The sequence below is a fragment of the Paenibacillus profundus genome (genome assembly GCF_021369635.1).
Classification (GTDB): Bacteria; Bacillota; Bacilli; order Paenibacillales; family Paenibacillaceae; genus Paenibacillus_B; species Paenibacillus_B profundus.
Window position 1 is genome coordinate 318,862 of record NZ_JAJNBZ010000002.1, and the last position, 23,101, is coordinate 341,962.

At 50.9% G+C, this 23,101-nt stretch carries 20 protein-coding genes; 16 read left to right on the plus strand and 4 right to left on the minus strand.

The window, feature by feature from the left end:
• Window positions 1–80 precede the first annotated feature (80 nt).
• Window positions 81–545 carry a MarR family winged helix-turn-helix transcriptional regulator gene (locus LQV63_RS04365; protein ID WP_233695793.1) on the minus strand — a complete coding sequence of 155 codons (465 nt, stop codon included), beginning with the start codon at window positions 543–545 and terminating at the stop codon, window positions 81–83.
• Window positions 546–688: 143 nt separating this feature from the next.
• Here LQV63_RS04365 and LQV63_RS04370 point away from each other — a divergent pair, with 143 nt between their 5' ends.
• From LQV63_RS04370 to LQV63_RS04395, 6 genes are all read left to right on the plus strand, one after another.
• Window positions 689–2,242, plus strand: a complete 1,554-nt coding sequence (locus LQV63_RS04370) for a spore germination protein (RefSeq protein ID WP_233695794.1) — start codon at window positions 689–691, stop codon at window positions 2,240–2,242.
• A 21-nt stretch (window positions 2,243–2,263) separates the two neighbouring features.
• A complete protein-coding gene (locus LQV63_RS04375) occupies window positions 2,264–3,472 on the plus strand; it encodes a Ger(x)C family spore germination protein (protein WP_233695795.1) in 1,209 nt (402 codons plus the stop codon).
• Entirely contained in the window at window positions 3,473–3,700 is a 228-nt protein-coding gene (locus tag LQV63_RS04380) for a hypothetical protein (protein WP_233695796.1), read from the plus strand. It begins immediately after the preceding gene.
• A 10-nt stretch (window positions 3,701–3,710) separates the two neighbouring features.
• Window positions 3,711–4,835, plus strand: coding sequence for a GerAB/ArcD/ProY family transporter (locus tag LQV63_RS04385; RefSeq protein WP_233695797.1), 1,125 nt, complete (start codon window positions 3,711–3,713; stop codon window positions 4,833–4,835).
• Window positions 4,836–4,942: 107 nt separating this feature from the next.
• Window positions 4,943–6,061: a GerAB/ArcD/ProY family transporter gene (locus tag LQV63_RS04390; RefSeq protein WP_233695798.1), complete on the plus strand. Its 1,119-nt coding sequence runs from the start codon at window positions 4,943–4,945 to the stop codon at window positions 6,059–6,061.
• 454 nt (window positions 6,062–6,515) lie between these two features.
• Window positions 6,516–7,592 carry an MFS transporter gene (locus LQV63_RS04395; protein ID WP_233695799.1) on the plus strand — a complete coding sequence of 359 codons (1,077 nt, stop codon included), beginning with the start codon at window positions 6,516–6,518 and terminating at the stop codon, window positions 7,590–7,592.
• Window positions 7,593–7,735: 143 nt separating this feature from the next.
• Here LQV63_RS04395 and LQV63_RS04400 read toward each other — a convergent pair whose 3' ends face one another.
• Window positions 7,736–8,515 carry a tryptophan-rich sensory protein gene (locus LQV63_RS04400; RefSeq protein ID WP_233695800.1) on the minus strand — a complete coding sequence of 260 codons (780 nt, stop codon included), beginning with the start codon at window positions 8,513–8,515 and terminating at the stop codon, window positions 7,736–7,738.
• Window positions 8,516–8,744: 229 nt separating this feature from the next.
• Here LQV63_RS04400 and LQV63_RS04405 point away from each other — a divergent pair, with 229 nt between their 5' ends.
• Window positions 8,745–9,245, plus strand: a complete 501-nt coding sequence (locus tag LQV63_RS04405) for a DUF2062 domain-containing protein (RefSeq protein ID WP_233695801.1) — start codon at window positions 8,745–8,747, stop codon at window positions 9,243–9,245.
• A gap of 126 nt (window positions 9,246–9,371) precedes the next feature.
• Here LQV63_RS04405 and LQV63_RS04410 read toward each other — a convergent pair whose 3' ends face one another.
• Both LQV63_RS04410 and LQV63_RS04415 read right to left on the minus strand, forming a co-directional pair.
• A complete protein-coding gene (locus LQV63_RS04410; RefSeq protein ID WP_233695802.1) occupies window positions 9,372–11,018 on the minus strand; it encodes a response regulator transcription factor in 1,647 nt (548 codons plus the stop codon).
• Window positions 10,999–12,852 (minus strand): sensor histidine kinase, encoded by a 1,854-nt coding sequence (locus LQV63_RS04415; protein WP_233695803.1) that lies wholly within the window; start codon window positions 12,850–12,852, stop codon window positions 10,999–11,001. The genes LQV63_RS04410 and LQV63_RS04415 overlap by 20 nt, the downstream gene beginning before the upstream one ends.
• 155 nt (window positions 12,853–13,007) lie before the next feature.
• Here LQV63_RS04415 and LQV63_RS04420 point away from each other — a divergent pair, with 155 nt between their 5' ends.
• The 9 genes from LQV63_RS04420 (at window position 13,008) to LQV63_RS31305 (ending at window position 22,972) form a co-directional block, all read left to right on the plus strand.
• On the plus strand, window positions 13,008–13,889 hold the full coding sequence (locus LQV63_RS04420; RefSeq protein WP_233695804.1) for a carbohydrate ABC transporter permease: 882 nt from the start codon (window positions 13,008–13,010) through the stop codon (window positions 13,887–13,889).
• Window positions 13,889–14,725, plus strand: a complete 837-nt coding sequence (locus LQV63_RS04425) for a carbohydrate ABC transporter permease (protein WP_233695805.1) — start codon at window positions 13,889–13,891, stop codon at window positions 14,723–14,725. The genes LQV63_RS04420 and LQV63_RS04425 overlap by 1 nt, the downstream gene beginning before the upstream one ends.
• A 236-nt stretch (window positions 14,726–14,961) precedes the next feature.
• Window positions 14,962–16,266, plus strand: coding sequence for an ABC transporter substrate-binding protein (locus LQV63_RS04430; protein WP_019420049.1), 1,305 nt, complete (start codon window positions 14,962–14,964; stop codon window positions 16,264–16,266).
• 142 nt (window positions 16,267–16,408) lie between these two features.
• Window positions 16,409–17,131, plus strand: a complete 723-nt coding sequence (locus tag LQV63_RS04435) for a PIG-L deacetylase family protein (protein WP_233695806.1) — start codon at window positions 16,409–16,411, stop codon at window positions 17,129–17,131.
• A gap of 868 nt (window positions 17,132–17,999) precedes the next feature.
• Entirely contained in the window at window positions 18,000–18,665 is a 666-nt protein-coding gene (locus LQV63_RS04440) for a response regulator transcription factor (protein WP_233695807.1), read from the plus strand.
• Window positions 18,658–20,043 (plus strand): sensor histidine kinase, encoded by a 1,386-nt coding sequence (locus tag LQV63_RS04445; RefSeq protein WP_233695808.1) that lies wholly within the window; start codon window positions 18,658–18,660, stop codon window positions 20,041–20,043. The genes LQV63_RS04440 and LQV63_RS04445 overlap by 8 nt, the downstream gene beginning before the upstream one ends.
• A gap of 56 nt (window positions 20,044–20,099) precedes the next feature.
• Window positions 20,100–22,430, plus strand: a complete 2,331-nt coding sequence (locus LQV63_RS04450) for a glycoside hydrolase (protein ID WP_233695809.1) — start codon at window positions 20,100–20,102, stop codon at window positions 22,428–22,430.
• Window positions 22,431–22,515: 85 nt separating this feature from the next.
• Entirely contained in the window at window positions 22,516–22,803 is a 288-nt protein-coding gene (locus LQV63_RS31300) for a DNA alkylation repair protein (protein ID WP_267933879.1), read from the plus strand.
• The gene (locus LQV63_RS31305; protein WP_267933880.1) at window positions 22,745–22,972 is read left to right on the plus strand and encodes a DNA alkylation repair protein; all 228 of its coding nucleotides are present in this window, start codon (window positions 22,745–22,747) and stop codon (window positions 22,970–22,972) included. The genes LQV63_RS31300 and LQV63_RS31305 overlap by 59 nt, the downstream gene beginning before the upstream one ends.
• The last annotated feature ends 129 nt before the right edge of the window (window positions 22,973–23,101 follow it).

A 23,101-nucleotide genomic window follows, 5' to 3' on the forward strand; every position in this document is an offset into this window, starting at 1 on the left:
ATCAAACAAAGTTTGTTTAAATAAAGATTCTTGAATTCGAGATATTGTGCCTAATAAGAGCCCTCTGTGAAAAAGAAGGGCTACTCAGGAGAGGTTGCGCTCTGACCCAGCGTCTTCAGAAGCTCAATTAACTGCTGCTTCTCGTCTGCCGTCAATCCCCTCATGGATTCATGAATGGCTGCTGCATGCTTTGGAAAAATGGCTGTCATGACACGTTCGCCTTCTTCCGTTAATTCCGCATAGATGACCCGGCGATCTTGTTCGCAAGGACGTCGCTTGATATATCCTTTGTTCACAAGCTTATCAACTACGTAAGTCATCGTCCCGCTAGCTAAGAGCACTTTGCCGCCAATTTGTTGAATGGGGGTGGAGCCTTTATGATACAGCATTTCCATCACTGCGAATTCTGACGGATTAAGCTGATAATGCTTCATGTCATGCTGCGCATAATCCATTAGCGTCTTCGAAGCTCGCGAGAGCACGACGAACAATTTAAGGGATTGCTGCACATCGGCATCCATCAATTCCAATCGATTCTCATGCATGGTTATTCACCACCTTTATACTTGCTCTTGCTAATGTCTCGAATAATAATATCTTGAATACGAGATTAATTTATCATATGACGCTCAAGCTGTCAACTTATAATTTGCGGATATTTATGGAACCCTATCATGGAAATGAAAGGATGACAAGGAAAGGCGTGATCATTGTGCCATCGGCAATGCCGTTGCAAGAGGCTTCGGATGCGAATATGGTCTGGTCCTCTGAAGGGAAAGAAAATGTAAAAAATTTAGAAAATATATTTCATCATTGTTCGGATATTGTGTTCTTTTCCTTTTCATTTCAGGGCGGACAACAGGCTTCTTTAATATATGTCGACGGTATGGTGGACAATTTACAGATTGACGAGCATGTCATCGAGCCGCTCGTTACTCGTTATGAGCAAGATTCGGAGGAGGACGGGGTCACGGTCGAGAGTGTCCGGCGAACGTTGACGGCGGTGAAGGTGAAGACCCATACGACTATGCAGGAAGTAGTCGAGCTGATGCTGTCTGGCATGACGATCCTTATTCCGCATCAGAGCGACACTGCTTTCTCAATCGAAGCGATCCAGTTCGACAAGCGCAGCGTGACAGAACCGGATGCGGAATCCGTCGTCCGGGGGCCGCGGGATGGCTTCGTCGAGACGATGCAGTCGAATACGAGTCTGCTGCGTCGCCGCATCCGTTCTCCGAAGCTTAAGATACAACCGATTAAACGGGGGAAACTGACCCATACAACGATCAATCTTGTATATATGGAAGGCTTGGCGAGCGAGCAATTGCTGGAAGAAGTAAAGCGGCGTCTGGATAACATCACGCTGGAGAGCATCTTGGACAGCGGGTATGTAGAACAATGTCTGGAGGACAATCCGTATTCTCCTTTCCCGCAGCTCCTGACGACTGAGCGTCCGGATGTTGCTTCGTCTCACTTGCTGGAAGGAAGAGTCGTCATTCTGGTGGATGGATCCCCGGTTGCGCTTATCGCTCCGGCCTTGTGGGTGTCCTTCCTGCAGTCTCCTGAGGATTATTACGAGCGCCACTTCTTTGGGACGATTGTCCGATGGTTGAGATACGCTAGTATATTTGTGGCTCTTCTCGGTCCTTCTATATATGTGGCCGTCATCTCTTATCATCAGGAAATGATTCCGACTGCTCTCATCCTGACGATGGCAAAGGCGCGAGCCCAAGTGCCGTTTCCCGCATTGGTGGAAGCGCTGCTGATGGAACTGATGTTCGAAGCGCTGCGTGAGGCCGGGGCCAGATTGCCGAAGCAGGTCGGCTCTGCGGTAAGCATCGTGGGCGCGCTCGTCATTGGTCAAGCCGCGATATCGGCTGGACTCGTATCCGCTCCGATGGTCATGGTCGTGGCGATTACGGGTGTCGCTTCCTTTATTGTGCCGCACTACAACTTAGGCATCTCCGTGCGGCTTCTTCGGTTCCCGATTATACTGCTGTCGGGATTTCTCGGTCTCATCGGAACGATGATGGGCTTCATTTTGCTCGTGACGCATTTGCTGACGTTGAAATCGTTCGGCGTGCCTTACTTAACCGGCGTCGCTCCGTTTAGATCTTCCATGATGAAGGACATCTTGATTCGGCAACCGGTATGGGTGGAGAACATGACCAAAGAAACCGATCAGATGCAAAACGCAGAGCAATCATCAGACAAAGCAAATCAAGGGAATGGATTGGGCTGAACCTGTAATGGAGGGGGTTGCATGATGCGTAAAGCGATTCGTGTGCCGTGCCGGTGCATGGTGTCATTCGGTATCGCGATGCTGCTGCTAACGACGCTTACCGGTTGCTGGGATCGCACCGAGCTGGAGCAGCTGTCTATTATTTTGGCTGCCGGTCTCGATTCGGACGGAAACGGCGGCGTGAAAATGACGCTCCAGGTATTCGTGCCGAAGGAAGGCGGAGGTGGCGGACAGCAGTCCGGCAGCGAGCCGAAAAAGGGCGGTGAAGGCGGGGGACAGACAACGGTTTTTTCTGCATCGGGACCTACTTTGGGTCACGTGTTGTTCGAATTGCAAAATAAAATGCCGCGCTATATCTTTTGGGGACATGCGGAAGTGTACGTCGTTAGCAAAGACTTGGCATCCAAGGGGGTGTTGGAGCACTTCGATTTCTTCCAGCGATTCCAGAGTCCGCGCGAACGTGCGCTTATCTTCGTCGCCGACGGTCAGGCGAGCGAATTCCTCCAATCACTGCCGCAGCTGCAAAACAACGTGGCCGAGCTGTTCGAGGATTTGGGGAAATCACGTGCCGTCTGGAAGATCAGCTTGCTGGAAATGGTCAAAATGCTGAGCGGAGATTCAGGAACGGCTTATGCGCCATTTGTTGAATGGAGCAGCAGCGAGCTTGGGGTCCAGATCCCTTCCGTGAAGAAGCTGGCCATCATTAAAAAAGACCGTTACATCGGCGGAATGGCTGGAAATGATATGCTGGGGATTATGCTGCTGCGCGGTGAAAAACGGCTGAATGTCTCGTATTGCGAGGAAGGAGAGACCCCTCAGGATTGTTTGACGCTGCGCCTCAGGCAGAACCAGATCGATATCGAACCGCATTGGGACGGACGCAGGCTGACGATGCGCGTCAAAGTATTTCCGTACATGGACGCCATACAGAATAACAGTCGGTTTGACGTATCCAACGCTAAAGAGACGCATCAGGCACAGCTCAAGACCAACCAGAAGATTAAGCGCATCATCGAGCATTCCATTAAGATTTCGCAGGAACAATGGCAGGCGGATGTGTTCGGCTTCGCAAAAGATGTCCACCGTAAATATGCGAAGGAGTGGAACCGGACGATAAAGCAGAATTGGGAACGAATCTATAAGGATATGGATACGGAGATTACTGTGGAGTCGCTTATCGTCCACCCAGGGAGCATTAGGGAAAAGTTAAAAAAGATAGGTGAGCGCTAAATGACGTACCCCTTTTTCGTAGCCATGTGCATTCTCCTATTATTGAACGGCCTGTTCGAGTGGAAGAGACGGCGAAAGACGCCTATTCGAGAGCTGCGCGCCTTCTTCGTCTTATCTGCGTTGGGCTGGATCGTCATTTTATATATGGCCATTTTTTACAAGGGCCCGACACCGCGTGATTTAATCGATTTCATCTTTATGCCGGTCTACTTGTGGCTGAATGGTTGAGGAGGGAGTTATGGAACAAGGTCGCATTACTTGGCCGCAACTCGGCATGTTGATGTATTTAATGGTGGGAGCCACTTCCGTGCTTATCGTTCCTTCGGTGACGGCTAAGTATGCTCATCAGGATTTGTGGATGACGCCGTTCATCGGTTCAGTGGTTGGCTTTGTGGCGATCTATATGGCGCTCAGACTGTATCGGTATTATCCGAATCAGTCGATCATTCAGTACGGAGAGCATTTATTGGGCAAGTGGATCGGCGGGGCGGCCAATCTCGTATGGCTCTTCTTCCTCTGGCAGAATACAGGGGTCATTTTGCGGGAATATGGGGAATTTATCGTCGGTTCGGTCCTGCTGCGCACGCCGCAAAGCGTCGTGAGCATCTGCCTCATCTTCGTATGCGCCTTGGCCATTCGCGGGGGCATTGAGGTGCTCGGCAAGTTTGCATTGCTGATTACCCCGCTCTTCTTGGGATTTGTCATCTTCATTCCGCTGCTGTTGACGCCGGAAATGGATGTCCTGCAAATTACTCCGGTGCTCGAGAACGGCTGGAAGCCGGTGCTGAAAGGCTCCATTCTGCCGATGGAGTGGTTCATGGAATATGTGCTCGTCAGCTTCATGCTCCCATATGCGACCGGTCAGCAGAGCCCATGGAGGTGGCTTAGCCTGCCGATTATTCTAATGCTCGGCACGATGGTATTGCTGAATTTGACATGCCTGTTCGTGTTCGGCGATTTGACTTCCATGTATACCTTTTCCGTATTCAATGCGGCAAAATATATCAGCTTGGGCAACATCATCGAACATATCGAAGCGATTGTAATGGTGCTGTGGATTATGGGCGGATTCGTGCAGATTAGCTCATGGTACTACATACTCGTCATCGGAACGGCCCAGTCCTTTCATATCCGTGATTACCGTCCGCTAGTGTTTCCCATTGGCATTCTTATCGTGGCGATGAGCTTGTGGATTGTGAATGATCTATCGGAGATGACGAAGCTATTCGCGACAAGCGGGGCGGTGTTTGCCGCTGTGGTACAGATTTGTTACCCGGCGCTGCTTCTGTTGATCGCATGGTGGAAGCATAAGACCGGAGAAACGAAGTATCGAGAACGGCCCGATTCGCCCTCGGCAACATAGTGGACCATAATGGCAGCCATCCGTCCAGCGTCATTAAGAATGCGGTGATATGTCCGAGCGCACGCTTGTTACTTAAATTGGACGATACGATAGTGAGGTGAATTCTTGTGGAAAAGGGGCGCATTACATGGCCGCAGCTGTGCATGCTCATGTATTTGGCGGTAGGCTCTACGTCTGTATTGATCATTCCTGCCATTACCTCGAAATTTGCAGGGAATGATCTGTGGATCTCTCCCATCATCGGCTCCAGCACAGGGTTTCTCACGATGTTCCTGCTGCTTAAGCTTCATCATTATTATCCGGAGCAGACGATTATACAGTATGGAGAGCGGTTGCTTGGCAGATGGATAGGTGGAGCGGCCAATCTCGTATGGTTGTTTTTCCTCTGGCACGGCGCGGGGCTTATCGTGCGGGAATACGGGGAATTCATCGTCGGCTCGGTGCTGCTGCGGACTCCGGAATTCGTAGTGAGCATCTGTCTCACATTTGTGTGCGCTGTAGCGATTCGCGGAGGAATTGAAGTACTTGGAAAGTTTTCTTTATTGATCGCTCCGCTGTTTGCGGGATTTATTTTTCTGACTCCGGTCTTGCTGCTCCCCGAACTCGACGTTCACCATATTACACCGGTGCTTGAGAAAGGCTGGAAGCCGGTATTCGAGGGGGCGGTCACTCCGCTTGTCTGGTTTATGGAATTTGCGCTCATCGGTTTCGTCATTCCTTATGCGACCGGGAAGCGCAACAAGTGGAGATGGACTATTATTTCCATCGTGTTAATGCTTGTAACTATGCTCGTTACCAACCTGACATGCTTGTTTCTGTTCGGCAACTTGACGTCGTTATTCACCTTTCCGATCTTTGTGGCTTCCCGCTATATTAGTCTGGGTAATTTCTTCGAGCACGTGGAAGCGATTGTGATGGTACTGTGGGTCATGAGCGGGTTCGTCCAGATGGCAGTGTGGTACTATGCGCTCGTCATAGGAACGGCGCAGTGCTTCAAGCTGAGCGATTATCGCCCCCTCGTCTTCCCTATCGGGATTCTTATCATCGCGATGAGCTTCTGGATAGCGGACAGCATTCAAGAGATGAACGATCTGTTCATGACGAGCGAGCCGCTGTTCTCAGGAACGGTGCAGATTGTATATCCAGCACTGTTGTTGCTGCTTGCCTGGTGGAAGCATAGGCGGAACGGTGGCCAAGACGCCAAAAATAGATCGTCTGCTTCGTAAGCGCTGCGATTGGATGCCTCTTTGGATCGCTTCCTAGAAGCTGCGGATGAGCACGGGTTAACGGCGGAAGTTGATCAATCAAATTTCGAGGATCGGATAGGGCATACTTTCCGTCGTGACATGTCGATAAGCCGCCTTTTCTGCGTAAATTTTCCTGCTATACGATATGTATGCGACCTCATACGAAACACAGTGACATTCTGATCAACAAGGCGATGCAATTGCTCGAAATGCTCCGATTTTAAGTTCTAAAAAGCGAACACATTTTATTTTCAAGGCGTACGCTCTAATAACGACTGTATTTCATAGTTATAGCCTTGCAATATCGATTGACGATGTATGAGGCCGGATGTAGAATGACCTTAATTCCATAGCTTGAAACCGTTTCCTGATCGGTTTGCCATCATGAATAGGGGAGTGCATCGTCAATATTACGCAGCTTGGAATCGCCTATGTGCTGCAGCACGTTCGTTCGCCGAAATGGACGATGGTTGGACTCGTTGCCATCCACCGTCTCATGTGGACCGCTACTGGTCTTATTCCGTTTCTATTCGACAAGAGTGTATGGGTGACTGCATTTATCGTTATGTACACGATAGCTTTTTTGGCAAACGCAGGAGCGGGGATCATTTGGACGAATTTAATGGGGGACATCGTGCCTGCCTCGGTGCGAGGACGTTATTTCGGTATTCGCAATACGATTGTCAGCGCTATCGGAAGCCTCACGTTATTCATCGGGGGGCAAGTGCTTGAAGCATACCCTGGAGGTCCGGGATTTCATATTCTGTTTACGATTATATTCGTGTTCAGCTTATGGAATATCGTCATGTTCATGTTCTATCCGAATTTGCCGCTCGCGCGCTCGACGGAGAGCAAGATGGTGTCCATGTTGAAGAAGCCGCTTCGGGACAGGGGATTTATGAAGGCGGTACTTTTTTTGTCAGCGTGGCTTTTTTTGCAAAATACAATTTTACCGTTCTACTCCTATATGATGCTTGAACTGCTCGGAATAGGCTATGACCGCGTATCGATCATTACCGTCGTGCAGACGGTTGTCAGTATGTGCAGCCTCTATTTATGGGGGACCTTGAATGCGCGATACAGCAATAAATATTTGCTGCTGTGGACGCTGCCGATTATTGCTTTGTCCTCTGTATCGTGGTCTTTGATCGCAATCATTCCGACGTTTGTGGCGCTTATTGTTGCACATGCGCTGGTCGGCATCGGTACGGGCGGGTTCAACCAACTTGCATTTAACTTCATTATCGGCGACACGCCGAAGAGTGAGCGGCCGATGTTTATTGCGATGTATTCAGCAATTACCGGTTTTGCGACATTTTTGGGCCCGATTCTCGGTGGATTGGTCTTTGAATGGATGAAAGGAACGCCGACATGGGTTCAGACGTGGGGGCTTGCCTCCGTGCTGGGGCTGCTGATGCTGCTGCTTGCGGGGACGCTTGGCCGGCGTGTGCTGCTGCGTGACGGAAGGCATCTTCATCCGCTTCCGGAACAGAAGAATGCAAGTACGTAAACGGAGTTCGTTGACGAACGGCAAACATCAAGTTGTATATACGATTCAAAACAGAAGACCTCCCCAGGACAATGAACGGGGGAATTTCCCTTGTCTTGATGAGAGGTCTTATTTATTTCCGAGTTGTGCTAGAACGGGACGGTCTATTGCAAACTGGCTGAATGCGTATCGGCGCGCCGGCTGAACGTCAGGGATACGGCGAGCAGCGTCAACAAGGCAGCAAGACCATAAGCGGTATAGGCAACGGTAGCGATGTCCTGCTGCTTAATCGCAATGCCGATATAAGCCCACACAAAGACGAGCACGAACGCCGGATCGCGGTTCGGTCCGCCGACGACCCAAGCCAGCAGCGCGCCGACCGCCAGCATCAAGACAGTCCAGGCCTCCTCCCTGAAGCTGAAGCCGTTCCACTGCGTATCATACAGGACGACTGCAGCATTGATAATCGTCGCTACAGAGATCCAGCCCAAGTAGATGCTGAATGGCAGCCGCACCAGCCAGCGTTCCACCGTCGTGAATGTCCCCGCTTTGCGCAGATTGTTATAAATCAAAATTAAGCTCGTTAATAATCCAATCATGGCGATGAGAGACACCCATACTTGCGTGTACAAGTAATGCCACAATAGTATCCAGCCGATGTTGAACAGGCAGCTGAAAACAAATAAAGGGCCGATGGATCGTATGGTAGGCGTGACGTCGTCCTTTCCGGGAAGCGCTTGATGAACAACGAATCCGGCAAGCAACAAATAAATCAATATCCACATGCTGAAGGTATAGCTCGCAGGTGTAAATAGCACGGGAAACATGGCGGAGATTTCTCCTGTCGTCTTACCGCCTAACGGCACGGTCTCGGCCAGAGTGTTCACAGCCAGGACGGCGGCAAAGGCGAGAATGTTAAGCCATTTGTAGTTAAAAGTGCGCAATTTAATCCCTCCTCGCAACTGCATATCTTCCCCTTCACCATCTCTTACTATTACAGAATATAACCGAACCCGTCCAAAAATAACGGGTACACGGTCAATTCTTTCAATTTTGTCAGATAACTCAAAGCGGGGAGCGCTATAATAGAAATTGCGTATAGAAAAAAGATTGCATAGAAAAAAGATTGCATGAGGTATATTACACATTATGGATAGGAAAAAGAGTCTGAGCATGAAATGGACACGTAAATTTCGTCTTACGATGATTCAAATGTTGCGTTCCAAGCAAGGGGCGTCAAAAATAGCATTAGGAATCGTATTTGGATTTTTCCCTTGTTGGTTTCCGACATTCGGGATCGGTCCCGCCATGTCGATCGGTTTGACGAAGCTGGTGCGAGGCAGTGTTACTGGGGCTTTGTTGGCGGCGGGAGTCGGCTCCTTCGTTTGGCCACTCTTGTTCTACTTGAATTACGCTGTAGGTTCTTTGTGGACGAGTCAGGGCGTCAATGTGGAGGTTCCGGATGTGCGTCCGGGTGAAGGCATGTATCAGGAGGCGGCCGAATCCGTACATTCTTGGCAGCAAATGGGTATGGATTTTGTCATCGGCGCTGTCTTGAACAGTATTGTGTTTACGGCTGTCGGCTATTTTATTGTACGTTATTTGGTGCATCGCTATCGTCATCGATTTCTATGGCTCGTCCGCTCGCGCAAGCGCAAGCTGAAGCATGCGTAAACGTTAGCCAACTTCAAGAAGGCACTGCGTCTCTACTTCCCAAGAGAAACGCAGTGCCTTTTGTATGGAACGGAGTGTCTGTTTTCGCTTGTTGTGATAGGATTGCACAGGCATTTTTCTTCTGCATTATAGCTCAGATTGCCGCTTTCGATAGGCATTCGGCGATACGCCCATCACTTTTTTGAACACTTTGCTGAAATATTTCTCATCCTGATAGCCGACCATTTCGGCGACATGCACGATCCGAAGGTGCGGGTTCAACAGCAGCATTTTCGCCTTCTCTAATCGAATTTGCGTTACATAATCCGATAGGTTGATGCCAAACTGCTGCTTGAATTTGCGCGAAATATATTCGCGGCTCACATAGAAGCGCCCAGCCATATCCTGCAGAGACAGCTCCTCATGATAATGCTGTTCGATATATTTGGCGATGTCAAAAATAATGTGCTGCTCCTGTCCTTGATGGCTGAGCAGGGCCGTAGACAGCTCCGTCAACGCTGTCTGCCAGGCGTCTTCCCATACGTCCCACTGCAACTCCTCCGTGCAATCGATTTCGGTCAACGAATCATGCTGCGTCAGCTGCGCGATAATCTGATCCGCGGCATCGGGGGCCACCTCTTGCGCAATGCGCATACGGAACGCCCCCCATTCCTTCAACCAAGCTTGCAGCATATGCGGCGTTACCGCTTGCAGGGAGCGCGCGGCATCCACCCAGCGGCGGACGGCGCTCTTCAATTGCTCGGCGTGGCCGCTCTGTACGGCCAGCTTCCATGCCTCGTCATAAGACGAGAGCCGCACGGCTTTGCTCGCAGCGGAAGCGCCAGCTTCTTCCGGCGCAGCGAGTTCCCGCGCAGCATGAATATGTGAGCCGCGTTCGAGCAGGTTGCGCTGTGCCAGCGCGGCCTTGGCTCTGGCATAAGCGTCCTGCATTCCGGCTGGAAAGGCCACCTTCTCGCTTACGCCGAAATGCAGGTTGCGCTGCATCGTCTGCTGCAAGCCTTCGTTCATCTGGTGCAGCACCGCTTCAAGCTCGTCCGCCTGCTTCCACATGACGAGCACCAGCTCGTTCGGTGCACTGGCATAGCGGAAGGCGGCGCCACGCGATTGCGCACCACGATTCACGATCTCGTTGGCGATATTGAGCAGGGAGTAATACAGCAGCTGGCGGTTATCGCCGAATTTATGGCGGAACGTCGGATGGCATACATTAATCACCGCAACAGTGATCCGCACTTCATCTATGCCAGCCGGCAAGCCGAACTCCAATTCAAGCCGGCGCATATTGGCCTCATAGACGGAAGGATCATCGAGCAGGCTCGACCACAGCTTCTCCGACAGGAGAGGCTTGAATTCGTTCACCTGCATTCGCTGCTGGTGACGCGCAGCCCGCTCTTTCTCCTCCTGAAGCCAGGCGGCGACCGCTTTGGCTACAGCTGCATTGATTGTGTCGGGATCGATCGGCTTCAGTATATAGTCCATTCCTCCGTGCTGCATCGTGTGCCGCACCAGCGCAAAATCATCATGCCCGCTTATCGCAATTAGCTTGCTTGTAGGGGAATGTTGGCTAATCCACTCCATTAAGGCGCTGCCGCTCATATTGGGCATCATCATGTCTGTCATGACGATTTGCGGCTTATGCGCAGAGAGCAGCTCCACGGCCTGTTGCCCGTCGGCTGCTTCATAAAGATGGTCGATGCCGTGCGCATCCCATTCCACAAGCAGCCTGATGGCGTCACGGACATGCTTCTCGTCGTCAACAATCAATGCCTTCATTGTTATCACGCTCCACCTTCATTTGTATGACGATGCGGGTGCCTTGCGGCTCCACAGCTTCCACATGCATGTTGGCATTTCCGCCGCTGAACAGCTTGAGCCGGGTGAGCACATTCACAAGTCCGATTCCGGAGGAGGCTTCCCCTGTCACGAAATCGTTGCGTGACAACACGTGTGTCGTCGAGACACCGGGCTGTTCAGGGTACAGTTCCCGCAGCTTCTCGTTGAGCTTAATCCGGTGCTGAAGCGGCATGCCGCGTCCGTTATCCTCCACGGTAATTTCGATAAGCCCGTCCGGTTCATCGATAAAGCGGCTGCGAACAATGAGCTTCCCGCTTGTCAATCCGCGGTCGAGCCCATGCTTGAAATAATTCTCGACGAGCGGCTGCAGAGTCATCTTGGGCACGAGAACGTTCAAGGTAGCCGCTTCATTCTCGTAGGCGGCATCGAAGGTGTTCTCGAACCGTTGCGCCTGCAGCTGCAAGTAAGCCTTCACATGCTCGATTTCCTCGTGCAGGGTGGCGGTGCTCTGATCGGTATACATGCTGTAGCGCATCATCTTCGCCAGTGCTGTCACCAGCTTGTAGATGTGAGGTGCGTTCAACTGCAGCGCCTGTGTGCCAATCGATTGCAGCGCATTGTTCATAAAATGCGGGTTAATCTGCGCCTGCAGCGCCTTGAGCTGGTTCGTCTTATTGGCAATCTCAAGCTGATATTCGCGCAGTATGAGATTGTTAATCATGTCCATCATATTGCGGAACCGCTTCGAGACGACGCCGATTTCGTCATTGCTGACCGGCTGGATGTCCACACGCAAGTTCCCGGTCTGAACCTGATTGATGTAGCGGACAAGCTGGCTAATCGGCTTCGTAATCCGCAGTGAGACGATGATGGTGGCCGCGATAATGACGACGAGCGACAGGGCGATGAGCATCATATTAATGACCGCGGCGCGGTTAGCCTCCCGCAGCAGATACGATTTCGGTATTTGCTTGACCAGCGTCCAGTTGGCGATCGGTGTATCAATGCGTTCATGTATGAAAATAGCGTCATCTTTTTCAAAATGACCGTTTCCATTGCTCTGAAAATGGGAAGAAGTATACCAGCCTTCATGGAGACGCTGTCCGATGAGCCTGCGATCATCGGAATAGAACACGTTTCCGTCATCATTTAGCAAATAAATGTGCTCTTTGTCCCGTTGGTACAACTGATCGATAATTGCGGCGAGCGCATCGAGCTTCACATCGATGGACAAGAGCCCGATCTCTTCCTTGGACGGGACGCGGTAAATTTTCCGATGCAAAGAAAACACCTGCACACTTGGAAAATAATAGGGAGAAGTGGCGAAGCCATAAGTCTGGCTCAAATGTGTCGGCTGCATGCCGATGCCGTCGCCGTCGCGCGTATATTCCAGCGCCGAACCATTCGGCTCCTCGTCATGCAAGCGGCGGGGCACGTTCTGAATGACGAGCGTGGCGCGCTTGACCTCGTTGCGGTACAAGTACACCTGCCAGATGTCGCGCATGGAAGCCGCAATATTTTGCAAGGTGATATACGAATAGGATTCGAACGTGTAATCGTCGTATCCCCGGCTTAACTGGCGAAAAAATTCAAAATCGGTATAGACCATCAGCGAAGCGCGATTTATATTTTCGAGGAAGTTCGCAAGATTGGTCTTACCTTGGAAAATCAACTGATGATTTTCTTGTATGGCGCGTTTTTTCAGCGAGTCCGTCGTGTAGCTGTAGGAAATGATCATCGTCGCTACCGTAGGGACGATCGTTGCAATCAGCATAAATGTAATGAGCTTAGTCCGAATACTATTCCATCGCATAACAACGTCGCCTCCGGTTCAAAGTGTACCTTTTTCCTCAGGGTCAGGTCAATATATTCCACCTTTTCGTTCACCAGCATCAGTGGCAACCGCTTTCATAAAACCCCATACTGAATGTACAAACACTTAACTTTACACGCAAAGGGGAGAGTCGGATGTCGCGCAAAGCATGGTCACAAGTCGGACAGCAGCTCTTTTTCATCGGACCGGCGACATTCTTTTTTACACTAATTGTCGTCATTCCGTTCCTGCTTGGCATGTACTATTCCTTCACCGATTGGAATGGGGTATCGGGTACAGTTGCTTGGGTCGGATTGGATAACTTTACACAAATTTTTGCAAAAGACTCGGATTTTTTTCCGGCCTTCTGGTTTACGACCAAATTTACGATTGTGGGCGTCGTGCTGACGAACCTGCTCGGCTTCGGCCTCGCATATGTGCTCACCAAGCCGCTCAAGCTGCGCAACGCGCTGCGGACTATATTTTTTATGCCGAACGTAATCGGCGGTCTCTTGCTCGGGTTCATCTGGCAGTTCATCTTCGTCAAAGGCTTCTCAGCCATCGGCGATGCAACGGGAATTGGGTTCTTCAACCTTCCATGGCTCGGTGATGAGATTACCGCCTTCTGGGGCATCATCATCGTGTTCGTCTGGCAGACGGCCGGCTACCTGATGGTTATTTACATCGCCGCGATGACGAACGTGCCGAAGGATGTTATGGAGGCCGCGGAGATCGATGGCGCGACCCGTGGGCAGGTGCTGCGTCACGTTATCGTTCCGCTCATCATGCCGGCAGTGACGGTATGTTTATTCTTGGCTATTTCGTGGTCCTTTAAAATGTTCGACCTGAACTTGTCGCTCACGAAGGGCGGACCGTTCAAGTCGACGGAATCGGTCGCGTTGAACATTTACTTAGAAGCTTTCCAAAATAACCGCTACGGTCTCGGCACGGCGAAAGCGTTCTTATTCTTTATCATCGTCGCTGTCATTACGCTTATCCAAGTACGCATCACGAAGAGCAAGGAGGTGGAGGTGTAATGGAATCAGGAAAAAAATACGGCGGCCGCACGTTTGTTACGGAAGTTGTCATGATTATCGTCGGATTAGTCTTTCTCGTTCCGTTCTACTTCCTGCTTGTGAACTCGGTGAAGTCGTTCGGCGATCTGCTGTCGAACGCCGCCAACTGGCCGGCCGCGTTCGAATGGAGCAACTACCAGCGGGCGTGGGAGATTACGAAGTTCCCGCAGGCGTTCTCGAATTCGTTTATCATTACGGCCGCAAGTATTTTGCTAATTGCGCTCTTGAGTGCGATGGCCGCTTACCGTATGGTTCGTCACAACAGTCGATTTAATAAGGCGCTGTTCATGATTTTTGTCGCCGCGATGGTCATTCCGTTTCAATCGATTATGATTCCGCTTGTGAAAGTTACGGGAATGATTCACTTGACGGACAGCATTGGCGGACTTATTATTTGTTACCTTGGCTTTGGCGCTCCGCTCTCGATCTTCCTCTTCCACGGATTTGTGAAATCTGTGCCAGTAGAAATTGAGGAAGCGGCGGTAGTGGACGGATGCTCGCCGTATGCCGTATTCTGGCGCGTCGTGTTTCCGCTTTTGAAGCCTATGTTCGTCACGGTCGTCATCCTGAACAGCTTATGGATTTGGAACGACTATCTGCTGCCGTCCTTGGTGCTGCAAAGCGCAGAGCATCGCACGATTCCGCTCGCGACATACGCATTCTTCGGACAATATACGAAGCAGTGGGACTTGGCGCTGCCAGCGCTCGTACTTGGAATTGCTCCGATCGTCGCCTTCTTCCTCGCGATGCAGAAATATATTATCGAAGGGATTACGGCAGGCTCTGTGAAAGGATAATAAGATGTACACATTCGAACAGGTGGCTGCAGAGGTCAATGAATTCCACCTGTTCGGTCAATTCTCTCGGTGTAAACGTTTGCACGAAGGAAGCTATACTGAGCTTGTAACACAATAGAAGAAAAGGAATGTTCAAAGAAAGAATGCAGCGTTCCGAAAATAATGTCAGAATCAGAAGATTAGCATGTCAACAATGAAGCAACATCGTTACGTACACAGATAGGGAGGTCTTTCGAATGAAACGAATGGCAAAATGGTCAATGCTTATGCTGTTGGCAGTATCCGTCATGCTGGCGGGCTGCGGATCCAAGGAAAGCAGCTCTAGTGATGCAACGGGTTCGGCAGACGGTGATAAAGGAAAACAGGAAGTCAAAACAGTTAAAATATTTCAGTTCAAAGTTGAAATCGCAGAGGCGCTTAACCGCTTGAAGGCGGAATTTGAGAAAGAGCATCCGAATATTAAGCTGGACATTCAGACTGTCGGCGGCGGTGCCGATTATGGCGCAGCGCTGAAAGCTAAATTCGCGGCCAATGACGCGCCGGACATTTTCAATAACGGCGGTTTCCAAGAGATGGAGACGTGGATGGAGCACTTGGAAGACATGTCGGGCGAGGCGTGGGTCAAGGATGTCATTCCGCTCGCGAAAGAACCGATGACGAAGGATGGAAAGCTGTACGGCATGCCGATGAACCTGGAAGGCTATGGCTTCATTTATAATAAAGATTTATTCCAAAAAGCTGGAATTACGGAGCTGCCAAAGACGTTGTCGCAGCTGGATGCAGCAGCGAAGAAGCTGCAGGACGCTGGCATCACACCGTTCGCGAACGGGTATCAGGAATGGTGGATTCTAGGTATCCACACCTTGAACGTGGCTTTTGCGCAACAACAACCGGATCCGAATGCCTTCATCCAGGGCTTGAATGATGGAAGCGCGAAGTTCAAAGGGAATGCAGAATTTGAAAATTGGGTGAAAATGCTTGATTTGACCGCTAAATACGGTAACAAAAATCCGCTCACGACAGACTATAATACGCAAGTTACACTGTTCGCAAAAGGCGAAACGGCGATGATGCAGCAAGGCAACTGGACGCAGGTGCAAATCGATGGCATTAATCCTGACTTGAATTTGGGTGTGCTGCCAATGCCGATTGATGAGGATGCCGCGAAGAACGACAAGCTTTTGGTCGGCGTTCCGAACAACTGGGTCGTGAACAAAAATTCGAAGGTGAAAGAGGAAGCGAAGACATTCCTGAATTGGATGGTCACTTCCGACATCGGTAAGGAATATATTGCGAAGCAGTTCAAATTCATTCCGGCGATGACGACGATTACGGCGACAGCAGACGATCTCGGCGATATTGCGGCTGATGTGATGAAGTACAGCCAAGAGAACAAGGTGCTTAGCTGGAACTGGTTCAAATATCCGGACGGCGCCACGCAAGAGTTCGGTAATGCCATCCAGGCTTACATCGCAGGCAAGTCGGACAATGGCAAGATGCTGGACGACTTCCAAAAAGCTTGGGACAATTTGAAAAAATAACTTTTTTTAATGCATGTGGCCTCTACGTTGCGTAGGGGCCACTGTTCGATCATGGCGCTGACAGTCCAGCGCGTAGGCTGCGGATTGCCGCTTCCTAATGCGTGGCAAACGTTTATACTAGGGGTGAAGGAGATGATGATGCATGGCGAAGATTCTGTATATATTCCCTCACCCCGACGATGAATCGTTCGGTCCGGCAGGCCCAATTCATGCCCAGCGCCAAGCGGGGCATGAAGTGTACTTGCTCACCTTGACGAAGGGCGGCGCCACCTCGCAGCGCCACAAGCTCGGCCTCACTATCGAAGAGATGGGCGAGATCCGCTACCGGGAAATGATCGAGGTGGCGAAGACGCTCGACTTGACGGAGATGACGGTGCTCGACCTGCCCGACAGCGGGCTGCAGGACATCGATCCCCGCATCGTCGAGCGCGCGGCGGCTGACGCCATTCGTCGCCTCCAGCCGGACGTCGTGGTCACCTACGCCGTTCATGGCATGAGCGGCTTCCACGATCATCTCGTCACGCATGCGGCCGTGAAGCGCGTCTTCCTGGAGCTGCGCGACGAAGGGGCGGCGCCGCTGAAGCGCCTCGCATTCCTCGCGATGCCCGATCCGGGCGGAGCGAGCATGAACGCGGACGGCACGTTCCGCTTCAAGCTGTCGGCGCCCGAGCGTATCGATGTCGTGCAGAAGCTTAGCGCCGCCGATATCGACGCGATGGAGCGCGCTCTGGCCTGCTATAAGACGTATCAGTCCACGATAGCAGGCACACGTGTCGTTGAGCGCATCGGCGACACCGTCTATTTCGAACTATTCGGCGAAGATTTCAATCCGCCGCTGGGCTCGCTTACGGAACATTTCAAATGAGCGATCTATACAGTCCACATACTGATTGAACGGCTAAGCGGTATGTGGACTGTATTTTGTAACGTGGATCTGGCTATATTCATCGCTTGCTGTGGAATGAGTGTGGATGAGCCGACTAAATCCGTAGCCCGGTCAATCGGTGTGGACCTGAATGCTCGGATTCCCTCTTCTGTTTGCGCATTTCATTGCGCATCTCCAAACTAGCATTCGTGGTTCCTCAACCCTGTTCGATTCCCCCTTTTGTTCACTCTCCCCATGATTCAGATTGCGTAATGAATGGCATTCAGAATGGCAGCCCCTTTCCTCTTCGAATGAGAATAGATTGTCGGGTACTAAGCAAATGGTCCTTATGTCCATTCTCCCAAATCGTCAGGAGGGATGACGAGGGGGACGAGCTCCCTGCCGATTCGTATATACCATGCCAGGCAGAGGTCGCTCATAATGACAGATAACTAGAGTCGTCGTTGAGTGTGCGGCCCCCTGAAGGATGGGGAGAATGAAGCAAAGGGGCGGATGAAGTGGAGCACCGTACGTCTGAAGCGTGATTGCACGAACAGAATATTTCGTTCATGAAGAAGAGTCAATGTATTCAATATGGTTAATGATTAAGGGGGCTAATCCTAGGATATCTAACACGCAATGAATTCCATTTATTTCAATATAACCTTGGTCCGATCCGGTGTCTAATCTACCAGAATACTCCTTCCTATCCTGGATTACGACGAATAAAGGTTGCGTGGACAGCAGAACGATATGTCGGCTGTCTTTTTGTTTGTGTTCGGTTTGGGATTCTCTATGAATTCTTGTATCATAAATAAAATGGGATTCATAAATCCATATTGCCATCTACACAGCAAGGAGATACTAGATGAACATATTGATTGCGGATGACGAGCCGCATATGTTGAACATTATAAAAGCATATTTCGACCGGGAAGGCTTCCGGACTTATATTGCCGCAGACGGCGAGGCCGCGTTGAACGTGTTCTACAGCGAAGCTATCGATTTGGCTGTTCTCGATTGGATGATGCCGAAGGTGAGCGGCATTGACATATGCAAGGAGATGAAGCAGCGCAGAGGCGCGAAGGTGCTGCTGCTTACAGCCAAAGGTGAGACGGAAGATGAGCTTAAAGCGCTGCAGTCCGGGGCGGACGACTATGTGCGCAAGCCGTTCGATCCGCGCATTCTGATGCTGCGGGCCAAAAAGCTGCTTCAAGTCGAGGACGGCGTCCGCTTAGGCAATCTGACCGTAGACATGCAGGGTTACAAAATATACAAGAACGGAAGGGACATTCAAGCGACGAACAAGGAGTTCCTGCTTTTGAAGACGTTTATCGAGCACAAAGGCCGTATTTTAACGCGGCAAACCTTGCTTGACCAAGTATGGGGCTTCGATTACTTCGGCGATGACCGTACGGTCGACACCCACATACGCAGGCTGCGCGAGAAGATAGGAGAGCATTTCATCAAGACGCATCGTGGAGTGGGATACAGTCTCGAGGTGCCCAAGGAGACGATGGAAGACGATGAATAAGCTGAGCCGCAAGCTATTTGTCCGCTTTTCACTCATCGTTGGCCTGGTGGTGGTGCTGACCTATCTGGCCAATACGTTTTTGCTGCCCAAATATTATTTGCATCAGAAGAAGGCCAACATAGCTGAGCTGACGGCGATGCTCGATAAGATGGAAGGAAATGAACTGTTGTCAGATATCCGACGGCTGGAACAAGCTTATGGTGTAACGATCGTGCATGTCCCGTTCATGATGCATATTGACGAGCTGAATGAAAATGTAAAGCTTGCGCTCGGCCGCAAAGGCATTACGCTCAGCAAGTTCTGGATTACGGATGACAATGTGGCGAAGCTAGCGCAGCAAGAAATGGTTCACAAAATATACAGTCAAGCGAAGCTGAAATCGAGCTTTCTCGTCACGTTCATGAATAAGGAGAACGAGCTGTACGCGATAGGGGAGTCGGTCGCCCATTCCGATGAGACGCTCCAGATCGTCAATCGGTTCGCCTTGTTCATCTCTGCCGGGGCGCTGCTCGTGACCTTGCTGCTGTCAGCCTGGTCGGCAAGGCGGATTCTTCGGCCACTTGCCGAGCTGAAGGAGACGGCCGAGGATATTGCCGAGTTATCGTTCCGCAAGGCTGATATCCAGACCGGTGACGAGATTGAATCGTTAGCGGCAAGTGTCAATGCGATGAGCGACAAGCTGGAGCGGGCGCATCGGGAGCTGCACAGCCGCAATGAGAATCTGCGTGGCTTCATCTCCGACATCTCGCATGAGCTCAAAACACCGCTCGCGCTAATCAAGGCATATGCGGCAGGCATAAAGGATGGTTTAGACGATGGAACCTACACCACGGTAATCGAGAATCAGGCTGACGATATGACACGGCTCGTGGAGCGCTTGTTAGAGCTGTCCAGACTTCAAGCCGAGACCTATCAAATGACTTCATTTGATTTTATGGAGCTGTTGGCAGAGACGGTAAGCAAATACCGTGCAGCCATGACGCAGCAAGGCTTGACGGTTGCAGTAGACGACGGCGGCATACGCCAGGTGCACGTAATAGCCGATCGCGCCAAAATAGAGATCGTGCTGAACAACTTGATTACGAATGCGATCAAATATGCTTCAGGCACGGATATTCACATTACGGTGCGGCTGCAGGACTCACGCTTCACATTCAGTATCCAAAACAGCACCGGCGAGTGGAGCGAAGCTGAGCTGGAGCGAATCTGGGAGCCGTTCAGCGTGGCGGAACGATCACGCAGCAAGCAGCTGAGCGGAACCGGACTCGGCCTGTCGCTCGTCAGAACCATTATGCAGAAGCACGATGCGCTATACGGTGTCCGCGCTTCGGAAGGCATGATTGAATTTTATTTTACTCTTCCTGTCACATTGGCGTAACAGAGAACGGCTATGATGATGCATGCATTCAGTATCAGTACAGGAGGCATGCACACATGAGAAAAACATTACTATCCATATTGGCGGCCGTCATGGCTTTGAGTATATTCACCGGCTGCAGCGGACAGGAAGCCGTTAAGGCAGAGGCAGCTTCGCAGATTGCGAAGACGGTCAAGGCGCCTCACAGCGACTTTACGTATGAGGTGGACCCGGCAACGTTCGATATCGTGATCGACAGAGACGGATTGAAGGAGCATGCGTCCGTGCCCATGAAGCGGCGCAACTTCACCGAATTGAAGAAAGAAGCCAATCGCATGGAATGGACGTATCCCGAAGAACAGGTGAAGGTAATCATCGAAAAAAAGGAGGACTATCTCAACATTCGCATTCAATCGATTGGTGCGGAACAATTCGCATGGCCAACCGTACAGGCGGACAGCTATATGCTCCCGATGTGGGAAGGCAAACGAATTCCGAGCAGCGACCCGAATTGGAAGCAATTTTTGCAGGATGAGACGTTCACGTGGAGCGAGTCGTTCTCGATGAACTTTATGGCCATGAATATGAAGCATTACGCGCTCCTCTATATAGTCGAGAATCCGTTCAACAACGAGGTCTCGTTCGACACAGAATCGAACATTGGCATGACGTTCTCCCATGAGTTTCCTTCCATTAATCCGAAAAAGGAATATGGGTTCAGGCTCTATGTGACGAACAATGATCCTGTCGCTATAGCGAAGCTGTACCGGGGGTATGTGCAGGAGAAGCAGGGCTTCAAGACGCTGGCCGAGAAGGCGCAGGACAATCCAGAAATCAAGAAGCTGTACGGGGCGCCGCATATTTATATGTGGAACAATCAGTTGCTGACGGATAGCAACATTCGTTGGCAAGCGATGAAAAAGAAGCTGAATGACCCGATCTGGACGTGGATTGCGGTACTCGCGGATCGTTACACCGAGGATGGCGCGCAGGAGTTGAACAGTGTGCTGCAAGAGGTGAAGAAGGAGTCGCTGAACGCCTATCACAAGCGTGTCATCGTGAAGGCGCTGAATCAGGTGATAAAGCTGGAGCAGCTGTACCGTCCCGACCGGTGTCAGTCGGCAGATGCTGCGTTGCTTAAGACAATTGCCGATGGCGTGGACAAGCTGAGTGAGCAGAAGCTGTATGCGTTCAACAAGAACCTGCTGAAGAGCGCATTCCAGGATGCGGTCGACGATCCTTCGGAGTGGGGGCGTGACCATTCGACGGAGCTGGTGGAGGACATGCATCAAGCGGGAATTGCGAAGGCGTGGATTGGTCTGCCGAACTGGGCAGACGGGCTAATGAATCCGGCTTTTGTCGAGAAGGCTGCCAAGCTAGGTTACTTGATTGGACCGTACGATTCCTATCACTCCATTCAGAAACAGGAAAATAAAGATTGGAATACGGCTTATTTTTCAGATAACTCACTCTATGAACAAGCGACCATCACGAACGAGAAAGGCAAAAAAATCGGCGGCTTCCTTAATCGGGGGCGCAAGCTGAATCCTACCTTATCGCTTCCGAGCGTGAAGCAGCGCGTGGATAGTATTTTGCAGGACGGCATCATGTATATCTCTTGGTTCATCGATTGTGACGCGACAGGGGAAATATATGACGACTATTCACCAGGGCATGTGACGACGCAGGAGCAGGATATGGATGCGCGTCTCGAACGGATGGATTATATCGCGAAGGAAAAGCATATGGTCATCGGCTCAGAAGGCGGGAATGACTTTGCAAGCAGGGTTATCGCTTTTGCCCATGGCTTGGAGACGCCGGTCATTAAGTGGAGCGACAAGGATATGCGGGAAGACAAGAACAGCCCATATTATGTAGGCGCATATTGGTCAGCACAGGGCGGCATTCCTGAACGGTATGCGAAGCAGGTTCCGATCAAGGAGCTGTATCAACATGTTTATGTTGACCCGGCGTATACATTGCCGCTGTTCAAGCTAGTCTACAACGATTCGGTGATAACGACCCATCATTGGGAGTGGGGCAGTCTCAAAATTAAGGACGAGGCCGCCGAACGCATGCTGTATGAGTTGCTGTACAACGTGCCTCCGCTCTATCATCTCGATAAGGAAGAATGGGAGAGCCATAAAAAGATGATCACAGATTACTTGGCTGTATGGTCGCCCTTCCATGCCAAGGCTGCGACGAAGGAGATGACAGCGTTCCAGGTGCTGTCCCCAGATCGGTTGGTGCAGTCCGCAGAGTACGGCTCCGATCTGAAAGTGGTCGCCAATTTCTCGGACAAGGATGCAGTATACGGAAATGACACCGTCAAGGCGAAATCCGCCGTCGTTTATGAAGGAGATAAGCAAACTGTGTTCAACGCCGCCTCAGCTGTACGTCAACGATGATGCCACAACGATAATATACGGGCTGTCTCATTCGTCTTTCAAGACGGTGAGACGGCTTTTTTCTATTTCGATAATGCAGTACCGCATGTGTGACTGGGAAAAGCCCACAACAGCCGAGGAAATATTACACGCGGCCGAGGAGTTGTGGGTGCAGGAGGAACGGGAGTTTGCCTATATCGCGATGGGATTGCTCGAAGACGGAGTGAAGTTTTTCGATTTATCACATATACATCGAATAGAGCGCTTTATCGTGGCGAATTCGTGGTGGGACACCGTAGACGGATTGGCGACATGTATGTACGGTGGGGGGAGTGATGAGCCGTTACCCGGACGCTTGGGCAGCGCGCGCCGAGCGTTGGATAACATCCGATAACATGTGGCTTAACCGCACGGGCATCTTGTTCCAACTTAAGTACAAAAGCAAGACAGATACCGGTCTGCTTAGGCGGGCCATCGAGACGCATCATAACTCTAAGGAGTTTTTTCTTCAGAAGGCAATTGGTTGGGTGCTGCGTGAATATGCGAAGACGAATTCGGAATAGGTGCTGGCTTATGTGGAGGAGCATGATCTGATGCCGCTTAGCCGGCGGGAATCTCTGAGAAGGTTGAATGTGAACCATGAAACAAAATAGGACCTGATTGGCGACGGAAGCGTCAGCGCGAAAAAAAGG

Bases quoted from the DNA above. Each gene is read 5' to 3' on its own strand.
- LQV63_RS04365 (WP_233695793.1), bottom strand. From the start codon at position 545: ATGCATGAGAATCGATTGGAATTGATGGATGCCGATGTGCAGCAATCC.
- LQV63_RS04370 (WP_233695794.1), top strand. From the start codon at position 689: ATGACAAGGAAAGGCGTGATCATTGTGCCATCGGCAATGCCGTTGCAA.
- LQV63_RS04375 (WP_233695795.1), top strand. From the start codon at position 2,264: ATGATGCGTAAAGCGATTCGTGTGCCGTGCCGGTGCATGGTGTCATTC.
- LQV63_RS04380 (WP_233695796.1), top strand. From the start codon at position 3,473: ATGACGTACCCCTTTTTCGTAGCCATGTGCATTCTCCTATTATTGAAC.
- LQV63_RS04385 (WP_233695797.1), top strand. From the start codon at position 3,711: ATGGAACAAGGTCGCATTACTTGGCCGCAACTCGGCATGTTGATGTAT.
- LQV63_RS04405 (WP_233695801.1), top strand. From the start codon at position 8,745: ATGAAATGGACACGTAAATTTCGTCTTACGATGATTCAAATGTTGCGT.
- LQV63_RS04410 (WP_233695802.1), bottom strand. From the start codon at position 11,018: ATGAAGGCATTGATTGTTGACGACGAGAAGCATGTCCGTGACGCCATC.
- LQV63_RS04415 (WP_233695803.1), bottom strand. From the start codon at position 12,852: ATGCGATGGAATAGTATTCGGACTAAGCTCATTACATTTATGCTGATT.
- LQV63_RS04420 (WP_233695804.1), top strand. From the start codon at position 13,008: ATGTCGCGCAAAGCATGGTCACAAGTCGGACAGCAGCTCTTTTTCATC.
- LQV63_RS04425 (WP_233695805.1), top strand. From the start codon at position 13,889: ATGGAATCAGGAAAAAAATACGGCGGCCGCACGTTTGTTACGGAAGTT.
- LQV63_RS04430 (WP_019420049.1), top strand. From the start codon at position 14,962: ATGAAACGAATGGCAAAATGGTCAATGCTTATGCTGTTGGCAGTATCC.
- LQV63_RS04435 (WP_233695806.1), top strand. From the start codon at position 16,409: ATGGCGAAGATTCTGTATATATTCCCTCACCCCGACGATGAATCGTTC.
- LQV63_RS04440 (WP_233695807.1), top strand. From the start codon at position 18,000: ATGAACATATTGATTGCGGATGACGAGCCGCATATGTTGAACATTATA.
- LQV63_RS04445 (WP_233695808.1), top strand. From the start codon at position 18,658: ATGAATAAGCTGAGCCGCAAGCTATTTGTCCGCTTTTCACTCATCGTT.
- LQV63_RS04450 (WP_233695809.1), top strand. From the start codon at position 20,100: ATGAGAAAAACATTACTATCCATATTGGCGGCCGTCATGGCTTTGAGT.
- LQV63_RS31300 (WP_267933879.1), top strand. From the start codon at position 22,516: ATGTGTGACTGGGAAAAGCCCACAACAGCCGAGGAAATATTACACGCG.
- LQV63_RS31305 (WP_267933880.1), top strand. From the start codon at position 22,745: ATGAGCCGTTACCCGGACGCTTGGGCAGCGCGCGCCGAGCGTTGGATA.